Source organism: Secundilactobacillus collinoides DSM 20515 = JCM 1123 (assembly GCF_001435975.1).
GTDB lineage: Bacteria > Bacillota > Bacilli > Lactobacillales > Lactobacillaceae > Secundilactobacillus > Secundilactobacillus collinoides.
In genome coordinates, this window is sequence record NZ_AYYR01000025.1 from 1 (window position 1) to 13,038 (window position 13,038).

The 13,038-nt window shown below is 37.5% G+C and carries 10 protein-coding genes and 5 pseudogenes; 7 read left to right on the forward strand and 8 right to left on the reverse strand.

The window, feature by feature from the left end; all coding sequences use genetic code 11:
• Positions 1-155: 155 nt before the first annotated feature.
• From FC82_RS05770 to FC82_RS17385, 4 genes and pseudogenes are all read right to left on the reverse strand, one after another.
• Positions 156-543: pseudogene (locus tag FC82_RS05770) on the reverse strand (hypothetical protein).
• On the reverse strand, positions 536-856 hold the full coding sequence (locus tag FC82_RS05775; RefSeq protein ID WP_056996454.1) for a hypothetical protein: 321 nt from the start codon (positions 854-856) through the stop codon (positions 536-538). The pseudogene FC82_RS05770 and the gene FC82_RS05775 overlap by 8 nt, the downstream one beginning before the upstream one ends.
• A pseudogene (locus tag FC82_RS05780) lies at positions 849-2,157 on the reverse strand (Y-family DNA polymerase). Before FC82_RS05780 ends, FC82_RS05775 begins: the two are co-directional and overlap by 8 nt.
• Before the next feature lie 242 nt (positions 2,158-2,399).
• Positions 2,400-2,489 (reverse strand): putative holin-like toxin, encoded by a 90-nt coding sequence (locus FC82_RS17385; protein WP_225435919.1) that lies wholly within the window; start codon positions 2,487-2,489, stop codon positions 2,400-2,402.
• Positions 2,490-2,681: 192 nt separating this feature from the next.
• Here FC82_RS17385 and FC82_RS05785 point away from each other — a divergent pair, with 192 nt between their 5' ends.
• From FC82_RS05785 to FC82_RS05795, 3 genes and pseudogenes are all read left to right on the forward strand, one after another.
• Complete coding sequence (locus FC82_RS05785; RefSeq protein ID WP_056996455.1) at positions 2,682-3,932, forward strand: hypothetical protein; 1,251 nt, start codon at positions 2,682-2,684, stop codon at positions 3,930-3,932.
• Complete coding sequence (locus FC82_RS05790; protein WP_056996456.1) at positions 3,929-5,776, forward strand: ATP-binding protein; 1,848 nt, start codon at positions 3,929-3,931, stop codon at positions 5,774-5,776. The genes FC82_RS05785 and FC82_RS05790 overlap by 4 nt, the downstream gene beginning before the upstream one ends.
• 241 nt (positions 5,777-6,017) lie before the next feature.
• A pseudogene (locus FC82_RS05795) lies at positions 6,018-7,100 on the forward strand (alcohol dehydrogenase catalytic domain-containing protein).
• Positions 7,101-7,217: 117 nt separating this feature from the next.
• Here FC82_RS05795 and FC82_RS05800 read toward each other — a convergent pair.
• The 4 genes and pseudogenes from FC82_RS05800 to FC82_RS05820 all read right to left on the reverse strand — a co-directional run.
• Positions 7,218-7,430: pseudogene (locus FC82_RS05800) on the reverse strand (transposase); the annotation flags it as partial.
• A protein-coding gene (locus FC82_RS16455; protein WP_156405128.1) for an IS5 family transposase occupies positions 7,427-8,214 on the reverse strand; the annotation gives its coding sequence in 2 pieces (ribosomal slippage) (positions 7,427-7,947 and positions 7,947-8,214; 789 coding nt in all). The pseudogene FC82_RS05800 and the gene FC82_RS16455, both read right to left, overlap by 4 nt.
• Positions 8,215-8,275: 61 nt before the next feature.
• Positions 8,276-8,538, reverse strand: a pseudogene (locus FC82_RS05815) (transposase); the annotation flags it as partial.
• A 109-nt stretch (positions 8,539-8,647) separates the two neighbouring features.
• Positions 8,648-8,995, reverse strand: a complete 348-nt coding sequence (locus FC82_RS05820; protein WP_056996460.1) for a hypothetical protein — start codon at positions 8,993-8,995, stop codon at positions 8,648-8,650.
• A 488-nt stretch (positions 8,996-9,483) separates the two neighbouring features.
• Here FC82_RS05820 and FC82_RS05825 point away from each other — a divergent pair, with 488 nt between their 5' ends.
• The 4 genes from FC82_RS05825 to FC82_RS05840 form a co-directional block, all read left to right on the forward strand.
• The gene (locus FC82_RS05825; protein WP_056986536.1) at positions 9,484-9,918 is read left to right on the forward strand and encodes a hypothetical protein; all 435 of its coding nucleotides are present in this window, start codon (positions 9,484-9,486) and stop codon (positions 9,916-9,918) included.
• A 133-nt stretch (positions 9,919-10,051) separates the two neighbouring features.
• The gene (locus tag FC82_RS05830; RefSeq protein WP_056996461.1) at positions 10,052-11,101 is read left to right on the forward strand and encodes a ParM/StbA family protein; all 1,050 of its coding nucleotides are present in this window, start codon (positions 10,052-10,054) and stop codon (positions 11,099-11,101) included.
• A 2-nt stretch (positions 11,102-11,103) separates the two neighbouring features.
• Positions 11,104-11,379 (forward strand): hypothetical protein, encoded by a 276-nt coding sequence (locus FC82_RS05835; protein WP_003625713.1) that lies wholly within the window; start codon positions 11,104-11,106, stop codon positions 11,377-11,379.
• A gap of 607 nt (positions 11,380-11,986) precedes the next feature.
• Positions 11,987-13,038, forward strand: a 1,052-nt coding sequence (locus FC82_RS05840; protein WP_056996462.1) for a replication initiator protein A, incomplete at its 3' end; no start/stop codon positions are given.

The following is a 13,038-nucleotide window of genomic DNA, read 5'->3' on the forward strand; positions in this document are numbered from 1 at the left end:
AAGCTAGTCTAATTGGTCTAGTTATCAAGTGTTGCACTTCAATTTTAAATCGGGGAGAAATAATTTTTCATAGCTTAAACTCGCTTTTTACATAGAAAGATATCAAAAAGCATAGATCTTGGACAGTTTCTAAGAAAAAGACGGAAAGCTAGTTTTTATAGTTTCTCCGTCTTTTTGTATGCCACATTGCGAATTTCTTGTAGTGGGATAAACCGATCAGCGTCAACCACAATATCATTGGCATTGTAGCCATGGATCAAGGTGGTGATATCCGGCAAATGACGATTGTTTTGGTCAACCATTTTTAGTTGAATGGTCACTGGTTGCTGACGCTGATATGCGTCCGCCAATACCTCGGTAATTGTTGCTAAGGATTGTTGCGGTCGTGGAACGTATACTGGCATTCAACTGCTGGTTCTGTTGGTTTAAAGCGGCAGTATGATCGGATAAATAGAAGCCCTGCCATTTCATCATGCCCCGGTCATGATAATCATGTTCAAAAAAATGCTTAACCGTGGCTAAATCAAATTCTTGATTATTCAAGGGGCACCCGCTTTCGTTGAATCAGCTTTTGGCTTGCCGGCCACCGTTCCCCAGTAAAGCCGATAAATTCGATCGTTAGCTTTATATCTTGTCGTAATGCTTTTAGTAACTTTTCTAAATCAGCTAAATCATAGTGTGCTAATTTATGTAGGGGAACGGATTGCAAGCGCTCGTTAGCCCGTTGACTGTTAAAAAACAGATTATAGGTCTGATCGTAGGTGTCATTAGTCAACATTAACCAATAGCGGGTTTGGGGACGCCGCTTAAACAATAAGGTTAACCGCCCCTTAATAATCTCGATATCGCTATTCATAGCTATTGCCTCCATTATGTCCGCCCACTAGAGAAGCCCGCTTGATAGCGGTGCCTCCCTTTAATAAACTGGTCGCGTAAACTAGTTTGGTGAACCCAAATTGCCGGTGAATTTCATCAATCACCTGGTTTAACCGGCTACGGCGAATTTGGTTGCGCGGGGTTTCAAATAAATTAAGTTGTTGGCCGGAGTTGGCACTTAGTTTACTGCTATAAACACCAATATTCCGGACAGCTTGACCGTCCCAATTCTGACGGAATAACCACAATAATTGTTGCGTCAAAACTTGATTGTCATTAGTTGGTTCAATTTTTAAAGCCTGGTTAAAGCCACCGCGACCATCTGCTTCAGCTGCGGCATAGGAAAACCCAATGCTTAGCGATAGACACCCCGCCAGTTTATGGTGGTGCCGAAGCCGCGCCGCCACCTGTTCCCCAATTTCTTTAATGACGGTTTCAATTTCGACTTGGTTAAAATAATCTCGTGGCAATACTTGCGAATTACCCAGGCTAGCTTCTTTAACCTTAGTTGGTTCCGTAACTTGCGCGCGATCAATTCCCCAGGCCGTAGCAAATAACTGGCTACCAAATGACGCCAAGCTGCTGTTTGAGTAAATAAGGGTTGGTATGGGCTAGCTCATACATATTGTGAATGTGAAGGCGGTTCAAACGTTTCGCCATACGGGGGCCAATCCCCCAAACGTCCGTTAATTCAGTAATTGACCAAATTTTATCCGGCACAGTTTCGTAATGGATTTCACCGATCAATTCATGATTATGTTTAGCGTAAAGGTCTAAGGCTAATTTAGCTTGCACCGGATTGTCACCAATTCCCACGGTGGTATACAAGCCTAGCTTTTGCCGAACTGTCTTTTGAATCAAGCATGCCACTTCGCGAACGGAATTGCCAAACAGCCGCCAAGTATGGGTCATATCAAGAATGCTTTCATCAATTGAATACGGCCAAACCTCTTTTTCAGTAGTAAATTGATGAAAGATCTGATTGATCTGCAAATTACGTTGAATATAAAGGTTCATGCGCGGTGGCACGACCCACAACCTGGGGTCATTGGGTAAGTCACGTTTACGGGAGACGTTGGCTTTAAGATGAAATAAGTGCTTAGCTTCGGGTGACGTGGCTAAAATGAGCCCGCCATTAGTATTTTCAGCTTCGCTAAGGACCACTAACGGGACTTTTAAGGGATTAAGGCCCCGGGCAACGGTTTCGCAACTAGCATAAAAGGACTTGTTATCAATTAAGAAGAACACGCCATGCGGTTCATCATCAGTAAACAATTTCATCACTTCCGTTAGCTTTTACCTGTATTGTAGCACAGAAGGCAAACACGTGTTCCCTAAAAAACTGCTAGAAAGCTGATTAAAAATAGTCGAAAGTCAATTATAGTCATGCTATAATGTAGACAGAAAAAGGGAAGCCCCGCTAGAACAGGACTTCCCATACAAGCCGCTTTAAAGGCGGTGGCCTAGATTACAAAACTACATTGTCGCCCTGTAACCGACCAAAGTTACGCAGGGCGGCTTTTTTATTTGTGATGCTTGTCGATATAGCCGAGTAGCGCGATTAAAAACGTGCCAAACAGCAACATCAATGAGAGTGCCTGGAAGACGCTCATTGGCTGTGAAACCTTCCTGAAGATTATTCCATGTTCCCATGGGCCTCACCTCGTAAGGGAAAAGACAGCCACCGCCCTTAAAACTTCTTGCTTAATCTATTATACAGGAAAATCGGATGTCAATCACCACTAACGTCAGTTCTAGAAACGTTTATAAAGAGAGTGTTGTGAGCAGTTAGGGGGATAAAAAATTTGCCACAGAAAAAAAAGCAAAAGCAAAAAAGTAGAGATGCTGATGCAACAATCAAGGGATTCGAATATCAGTTTTTGATGACACAAAAACGTTTATTGGAAGACCTGAAGGCAGGTAAGACAACCACTTTTGTCATTGAAGGTGCTGAGGATTTAGATGTCCTTTCAACTAACACTGAGTTACAACAATATAAATATTATGAAAAGACAAAGGTCACAAATAGTGTACTTCAAAAACCGATAGCATACATGTACTGCCATTGGAAGAAAAATAAGAACAAAAAATTTAAATACAAAATTTTTATATATGATAGTCAGCAAAGTGATATAAAATTAACATCTTTGGAAATCTCAGGCATTTTAAAATTAACAAATGCCAAAAAAATTAGAGAGAAAAACTTGGGAGAGGAAAAGCTACCTGAAAATGAAGTTTCTGTATTTTCGCAGAGCTTTAGCATTGAGAAAGTGGAAAGTTTTCAAGTCGAAGAAACTGCGGTCATTAACTTAGTTTCTAACGCTTTACATAAGTCTTTGTCCTCAAGTAAATGTCTTTACTTGCCACTTATTTCACAGTATATTCATTCGATTGCAATAAGAGAAAGCATAGACGATCGTACCATTTCGTTAGCAAATTTTTTATCTCATATACAAAAAATGGATACGGAAATGTTCCGAAACTTCACGAAGTGTTCCACAAATGATGATCGTCTTATAAACGCCTTTGTTTCTCAAATGAAATCAATTAAGAAATCCAATAGTCATACTTACAGTTATGTACTACGTTTTGGCCGGCTTTGGAAAGATAGATTAAGTGCTGATGAAATCAATACAATTGCTAGTGAGTTTGCGTACAAGGATAATCGGGTAACGAATAAACCTGTGACGTTTCTACTAGACTTTAATCTAAAAGATCTTTTTTCTTTAAAAAAAGAATTATTAAAAAAAAGAAACAAAAATGATTTCTTGATTATGAATGATGGATATGAAAGCATACGTTTCGATAAAGAAGCATTTGGCCGCCCGCCTATTTTTACTACTTCAAAAAATAGAAACAGATATGTTGATGTTTCTTTTAACTATAGAATCGCATCTAGTAAACATAGTATTGAATGTCTCAAAGAATTAGATGCTTTTATTATAAATTTTGACTTTTCTTTAGATGAAAGCACCAGTACTTATCCAAGTGTCAATTTTACTGGTTTCCAGTCTGACTTTGTACTTAAATTAATGGGAAGGTTGGCAAAAAAATGATTAATGATGACAATGATATCGAACATTTAAGTGTAATGAACTTTGAACCAAATAAATTGCAATTTAAAATCAATGATTTACTAGCTTGGCGAGAGACAAATAGCGACTCTGACTTTCAAATAGGGACCTTTATTAAGGTTAAAGATGGGAACGAGCGCTCTATTGTTGCTCAAATTCAATCATATCAGACCATAGAAGCGCAACCAGATGAAAATAATAAAAATGACGCTATCATAGTGGCAGCTCGACCAATCGGAGTTTTATATAGCGAAAATGGGGAAACTTTTTTTTCTAGTGGAATTAAAAATATAAGTATTCCTCCTCAAGGTATAGAGCTTACATCTACTAAGGACTTAAAATCGATGCTCTCTAAGGAAGATTCAGATGATAGCTTTTCTTTTGGACATTATGGGTTAAATCCTGAAATTGCTATTAATGTTGATGGAAACCGATTTTTCTCCCACCATGTCGCTATTGTTGGATCAACCGGATCTGGAAAATCTGGAACAGTTGCAAAGATTCTTCAAAATGTTATCAAACATCGAAGCCAAGCTTTAAATAATGACAGCATATTAAACAACAGCCATATAATTATTTTTGATGTGCACGGAGAATACGGTCATGCTTTTCCTAAATCACGAATTTTAACGACTGACAAAAATTTTACTGATAGTTCACAGGAATTATGGATCCCATATTGGTTATTAAACTCTGAAGAACTGGAATCCATTTTTATAGAAAACAATGAAATTAATGCTTATAATCAAATTGCTCAATTTAAAGCTGCGGTCATCCAAAATAAAATAAAATGGAATCCAAGCATTAAAAATGTTGACTATGATATGCCCATTTATTTTAGTATTAATGAAGTTCTTGAGTTTATTAAAAACAAAAATTCTGAAACTCATTACACTAAGGAAGAAAAGATATACTATGCTACACGAGATGAAAATCCTAGGGAATACCAACCAGAAGACTCTACATACTTATTTGAAGCACATTCTTTTTACTCAACGTCGGGGAATTCAAAAAATCCTAATTTGAAAGCTAAGGTAGATGCAAAGCTTAACGGATTCTATGGTGAATTTCCTAGGTTTATAACTAGATTTCAAACTAAGTTAAATGATTCTAGACTTCATTTTTTGCTTAAAGAACCAGATAATCCTGAAGAATATCTAAATCATCCAGAAAAAACCTTTTCTTCCCTTGTACCAATGATTTTTGGAAATGCATATGATGAAAAGAACAAGCACCAAGAATCAAACATTACTATTATAGACTTGAGTGCATTACCCTTTGAAATAGTATCTATCATTGTATCAGTGATTTCTCGAATGGCGTTTGAAATAAGCTTTTATCAAACCAGAATATGGGGGAAAAATAAGACGCCCTTAATGATGGTTTATGAAGAAGCTCACAGATACGTTCCTAAAAATCAGTTATCTAAATATAGGGATACTCGTGTGGCAGTTGAGAGGATTGCTAAAGAAGGTAGAAAATATGGCATCTCAGAAATGATAGTAACACAAAGACCCTCGGAAGTTTCACCCACTGTGCTTTCACAGTGTAATAATTTTGTTGTTATGAAATTAACAAATCAGGACGATCAAAATCTCATTAAAAGTATACTTCCAGATACAGATAATTACTTTACATCTGCTTTAAGCTCATTAGGACGACAAGAGGCTTTGTTAGTTGGAGATGCAATGGTCAATACATCAATTATTAAAGTTGATAATGCAGATCCCCTACCACAATCTCTAGATGTAGATGTTTACAATGAATGGTCCAAAAAGTGGCAACAGATGATATTAGACCAAGTAATTAATAAAATGATTAATTAGTAACTTTAGACAGACCACTAGGGTATACCCTAGTGGCCTTTCTTGTTTCTGTGCTATACTAGGAATTACAAATGTTTATTAGAACTGTCCAAAAGGAGGTCTGAAAATGGCTAAAGTAGAAATTACCCATATAATCAGTTACCAAGTTTTTGTTAAGTCAAGATGGTAACTTCATTACTGAAATCTATTCACTATTTTAGATGTGATTGTGCTATATTGAACATGAAGGAAGCGAAGCACTATGACTATGGTGAAAGCAGCTGTTATTTACGGTCCTAAGGATATCCGCTTTGAAAAAAGAAATATTCCTGATCCGGCACCAGATGAAGTTCAAATTGAGGTTGCATTTAATGGTATTTGTGGTAGTGATATTCATGAATATTTAGAGGGTATGGATTTGGCGACAATGCCTCATCCGCTAACCCATATGCAGGCTCCGCTAATTCCTGGTCATGAATTCTCTGGGACGATTTCTAAAATTGGAAAACAAGTATCTAAATTAAGAATTGGAGATAAAGTTGCAGTCGAGCCAATGATTGCTTGTGGAAAATGTCCGGAATGTCTTTCTGGTCATTATAATTGGTGTGAGCATGCTATAGGTAGTGATCAATCAGCAGGATTCTTAGGATTTTCGGCTAACGGTGGCTTAGCTGAAAAGTGCAATGTAAAAAGTACCTTTGCACATCTCTTGCCAACTAACTTTCCGCTTGATTTAGGGGCTTTAGTTGAGCCAGTTTCAGTTGCTGCACAAGCAGTTATGGCAAGCCGAGTGTCTCCTGGAGATGATGTCTTAATTCAGGGTGCTGGTCCAATTGGATTGTTCACGGCCTTAATAGCACAAATTTCTGGTGCCCATCACGTCATAATAAATGACATGTCAGAGGAACGTTTGGATTTAGCAAATGAATTAGGGGTTCAATACCCAATACGTGCTGATAGCCAAAAGTCATTAGCTCACGCTATCAGCACTATCACGGAAAATCAGGGAGTAGATGTTGCATTTGATTGTGCCGGTGTACAACCCACACTTACTGGTGCCATTCAGGCTCTTAAAAACGGTGGCAAGGTTACCGTGATTGCATTATTTCAACATCCACCAGTTGTAGATGTTAGAGCTCTTCTTAAAAAGGGTGGTAGTTTATTAACATCTTATGGATATGCCAATATCTTCGATTGAGTAATTAAGATTATAGATACCCATCGGTCACTATTCAAACGTGTCATTACAAAAAAGATTGAATTAAATGAATTAGTTTCAGAAGGAATTGAATCCTTAGAAAAGGATAAAAAACAAGCAAAGATTTTAGTTCGTTTGCATTCTTAGTTAACATCAGTTTTCTCAACCCAAGTGCCCTACAATCATGGCTCTACGTCAACTGGTGTTGAAGAATAAATTTATCATTTGAGGCGGTTCTCCATTTGGGGAGCCGTCTTTGTCATGTTATGCCGTGATTTGGTAGATTCGTTTGAAGAAGTTCAGCTGATTTTTGAAGCCAAAACAGGATCGTTTGAGTGGCTTGATGAGGTGGTTAACCCCTTCGATCGGACCGTTGGAATAAGGGCTGGTGACAGCGACTTCGTGTCGCTTAAGCGTCGCGATCGTCATGTCCATTGCCGTACCGTTTAGCTCGTAAGTAGCTAAGAACCCGTCTAGTATCTTTTAAGAACTATCTTCAGGAAGGCCAATACAACCATTTGAAGACTGCTGTTAAGGGCGCGTTCACAGTTTTTCCAAAGTCGCCGACATTTGTCTAGCCAACTCCATGAACGTTCAATGATCCATCGTTGCGGTAACACCGTGAACGTATGAAACTCGTTGCGTTTAGCTACCGTCGTCTTAGCATTCAAAATGAGCTTCACCTGATCCGCAAAGTCATTGCCAGTGTAGCCACCATCAACCATGACATGCTGAACCAGCTCTAAATTTTGGCTAGCCAAACTAAGCATAGCCAATGCACCTGAACGATCTGATACATTAGCTCGTGTCACGAGAATGGCTTGTGGTAAACCGTTAATATCAACCGCCATATGACGCTTAATCCCTGAAATCTTTTTGCCGCCATCGTAGCCACTATTTTTCGTTAAATCAGTGGTTTTAACACTTTGAGCATCAACAATCACAAACGACGTTCGGGCCGATCGGCCCTGTGCAAAGCGATAGGAAGCAACAGTTTTTTTAAAAGCCTTTCTAATAGCGAATCAGCTGTCGGGTCTGGTTTATCTCGCCACATATCGTAATAGCGGTAGACAGTGTGCCATTCCGGGAAATCGTGCGGTAATTCACGCCATTGACACCCTGTAGTAAGCGAGTAAAGGATGGCATTGAATACGTCATAAAGATCATAACGACGCGGTCTTGTATGCTTGCGGAAGTTTTCTAAATCAGGTTGTATTAACGCAAATTGCGCTCGAGAAATATTGCTTGGATAATCTGGCATGACAAACTCCTCATTCGGTTTTCCACAATTCTACCAGATTCAGCAGATACTAGACAGGTTCTAATGCCTTCCCAGTAACACCGCCGCTACTTTTAAAATTTCATTTTCTTCTTTTAACTGCTGGTTTTCTTTCTGTAGTTGCTTGAAGGCTTCAACACTTGTTACGCCACCGTCAGGTAGTTCAACTAATTTGGCCCGCTTGATCCAATGACTGATGGTGGTTGGATGAACCCCATATTCATTGGCTAAGGATTTCTTTGAACGATTTTCATTGTGATAAAGCTTAACGATGTTGTTTTTAAATTCATCTGAATAATATTTCATAAAAAAACTCCTATTCTGATTTTTATCATTATGACACAAAATCTAATGATTTTGGTACCAAATTTCAGTATAGGAGCACTAAAATTAATCCAAATAATAATTTGTAAAATTAACGATCATATCCCAAAGGTGGATAAGGGTCTAAAGTATCTTTAACACCTTCCTGATGATCATAGGTACTTAGGGAAACCCTTTTATCCTGCCAAGACATATTATAAATATATTGATAGGTATGGTGTTGGTGGCGAATTGAAACATCTTCCTCCCATTGCCCCATATTAACCCAATTAAAAACTATTTTCCGTTTTTTAATGCTATTTGCTGGAATCTTTTGGGCAACCATATAAGTTCGAACGGACCCAGTAAAATAAGCACGATGCTGCCAAAAGATAACTAGCCAAACCATTAAAATAAAGCCTAACAATAAAGCCACTACGTAGCCAAATCTTTTTAGCATAATTGGTTCATATCCTTATTTTTTATCTTGTTGTTAGCTTATAAATATAACTTGGTTTATAAATTCCTGAAAAACCTTAGCAAGCTCTGAAAAAGTTAAGTTTCCATCATCCATCTTTTGTAAAATTAAGGTATGCAGGTGCTAAATCAACTTCACATTGCTGTACAAAGTAGCTATAATTTCCCCTTATAATGCCAGATCATGTGCTTTCTTTATATGTTCGATGATAGTAATTCTGATAATTTGGTGTTACATCAGCTTTAATTTGCACTGAAGGGAATATGATCAAAGTGAATAATAAAAGTAAAGTTAAATATAACTTCCTTTTTATATCAATTCCTCATAGCACCTATGAGTGTATGGCTTTTTAAAATTAGGTTCATATAGAGCATTTCATGAGCGTAATTGATACAAGTAATTTTAACTAGAGGCTTTTGAACAATTGATCAAATTTTGAATTAAAAATTTTTATAAAAAGTGGTGAAACAATGAAAACAATTGCGCAAATAGCCAAGGAAATTGGTGTTAGCAAACAAGCTATCTACCAGTTTATTGACAAAGATTTTAAACGGAAATTTTCAACTGTTGATGGTTCGTTGAAAATAAATTCAAAGGGTCAAAAGCTTATAAAAGAGCATTTTGAAGTCGATAATTTAAACGAATCGTCAAGTGCTTTAAAATCCGCTTTAAACAATTCAACCCCCTTAATTGAGTATTTAAAAGATCAAATACAAGAGGATCGAAAACAATTAGATGACTATAAAGACCAAATCGAGCAACTGCATAAATTATTGGAAAAACAACAGGCATTACTAGAGCATGAACAACAATTACGTTTGGCGGATAAGAAAACTGAAGCTAAGCAAATTGAACAAAAAATTGTCAAAAAGAAACATTGGTGGCAATTTGGAAAGCACAGTTAAGTAGGCAAAGGATCACTTTTTTGTAATGCAGTTAACTTCATTTGCAATTAAAATAACGCTTTTTGCTTGTATTTTGTGCCTAATGTGGTATTCTTAATATACAAAATGTAATGCAGAATAAGGAGAGTGCCTTATGGATATTTTTAGTTTAGATTTAGGAAACAAGCAAACCAAATTAAAAAGCAGCAAAAATGAATATGTTTTGCCTTCAAGATATTTAAATCAAGCAGATATGCCAATGTCGGTTGGTAATTCCACAATCAATAATGATCTACACACTTATTCAGTTCCGTTTAGTGATGACGAATATGTATGGGGTCGAGATATTGACCGACTACATCTTGACGAGTATTTAGCTGATACCATCATGTATGGTGCTCGATACAATAGTGAAGTATTTAAGTTACTAGCTAACTTTGCATTAGGATTACTGGCAAGTGACTTTCAAGCTGCTAAAGATCAAGTCTTAGAAGTAGTGGTCACTGCTGGACTTCCAACCGGCGATTATGCTGACCAAGGCCGTTTAAAAGCTTTATTAAAAGTCCTTGAGGGACAGCATCAAGTTACTATTGACAATAAAATTGTGACGGTCAGAGTGCGCAAAGTCTATATTTTGCCTCAACCAATCGGCACCTTATATAACGAGCTATTAGATGGTGAGGGCTTTATCAAGAACAAAGATTTACTAGACGAAAAAGTTGGAATTGTTGATGTAGGTGGTGGCACAATTTTAATTGATACTATTTTAAACTTTGAACTTAGTGGCAAAAATCGTCAGCAATTTAATACCGGCGTAAATGATCTATACGAAGCCATTGCCAACAAGATTGATGGCGACGTTAGCCTCTATCAATTAGAAAGAGATTTACGGCAAGGCAACCAGCAACATCATTGGAGTTATCGCTTTTCTAAGAATCGTCAAGATGATATTACCGATTTAGTTTGTAAGGAAAGTGACCGATTTACCCGTCGCTTAGTTGCCAATGTGACTTCAACCTTAAAGAACCTTGATAGTATTGATACTTTGTTCTTTACCGGTGGTGGGTCCAATTTGATTAATCATAAAATCCTGAATACTACTTTCACCAACGCGGTTATTGTTAAAAATACTGAAGTTGCTAATGTTAACGGCTTTTATAAGTACGGATTAAGTCAACAAGCTCAAAACGAAGGGAGCAAGTAATCATGGGAAAAGTTAAAACCTTGAACGTCCGACTAAATCCCGAGAAAATTGTCGACAAAGAAATCCTTGATTACTTTGATAAATCATTAATTCCTAAAACCACACTTGTTAAAACCGCTTTAATTCACGAAATTGAACGGTTAAAGGCTCAAGGTGATCCTTATGTTAAAGATGAATTAAAAGCTCCAGAAGCACCTAAAAATAGCACAGAATCACCATCTGATTCCAAAGAACGCTTGCAAGGAGGATTTAATGCCTTTTCAGACAATGATATTTAGAAAGAGGGCCTTGTTATGGGAATTCCAATAAGTGTTATATTTTTGTTTACCAGCCTTATTGTCTTTTGGATAATCCCAGCCATTGATATACAAAACCAAATAAAGTTGCCGCTAGGTAAGCGCTATGCTAGACTAAGATTAATTTAACAACCGAATAAAGAGATCAAGCTAAACAGAAAAATCCCCGATTCACGAGGAATCAGGGATTTTGGGTTTAGCAAGTAGCTGCTAGAAAGCTACTTAGATTCAGTCGATTTTCACCGCCAAGTTAAAATCGACTGAACATTGTTCTTAATTTGTAGGTTAATTATACCGCAAACCAGTCCCCAAGGACAAGTTAAGGATAGTTAAAAACAAATTGAAGTCAATGGACTAAGTAGCTAACTGGAGCTATTTAGTCCATTTTTTGTTGTTAGAAATTAAAAAAAGTTGCCGACTGGGCAACTCACAAACAGACACATGCTGATGAATTACAAAGCCCTCACCGCTAAATGAATGCTTTGTAATTCAGTTAGAGCATATCAGATTTGTATTTTAAAGCAAATCAAATGTTTTAGCAACTCTCTTTTGAGACAGCGTGTGTCAGTCGAGAAAGGGAGTTTTTATTATGACAAAATCAACAAATTTCAATTACTATGAAGCCGATAACGTATATGGAGCCCTATTTTTCCAGTTTCCTAAGGTATTAATGTATGGCGAGCAATACAAACATTTAAGTAGTGACGCTAAATTGGCTTATATGGTACTGAAAGATCGGCTAGAGTACTCTTTGCGCAACAGCTGGGTTGATGAGGAAAATCACGTCTACTTTATTTTTACCAATCAAGAACTCGAAAATTTATTTAATTGCCATAATCAAAAAGTCGTCAAAATTAAAAAAGAACTCGAATCCGCCCATTTGCTGATGCAAAAACAACTGGGCTTTAACCCAAAAACAAAAAAGAATGAACCGAATCGCTTATATCTGTCCAAGCTCGATGTGAAAGCAACCGATGTCTATTTACGCGGTGAAGATAGCCCAAAAGTGTCTCAAGCCCTTGCTACAAGCGGAAATGTGAAAATCACACTTCCGCAGGAGACCGCTCAAACCCTTGCTACAAGCGGAAATGTGAAAATCACACTTCCGCATAAGTCCGTTGACGAGACCGCTCAAACCCTTGCTACAAGCGGAAATGTGAAAATCACACACAATCTATATAAAGAACCTAGAAGCTTAGATACTAATAGATACAATATAGATACTCAAAAGTTAAACTTTTCCACAGCCAACTTTTCACCAGCAGAAATTCAAAAGCAAAACCAGGATTTGGTGAACCATGCTAATGACTTTTTAACTGATGAAGACAGCGGTTTACCGGTTTTCTTAGAACCCGAAGCCGTGCAATTACTTAGTTTTTGGTGCCGTACCCCACAACAAATGCGGCACTTCATTGGCATTATCTTAAATGCTAAGTACCGAGTTGAGAAAGATCACAAAGATATTGGCGTCATAATCCCACTTGATGATGAAGAACTTAAACCGCTAATGACTAAAGCCTTGAGACGCTACTTTAACGCTCTAAGAAGCAATGAGAAGCATATCAAGAACGTGGAGAACTACTTATACGGCACCATGCAAAACCTATTTGGCGTTTGGTGGAATAAACAAGCGGCTAGAGA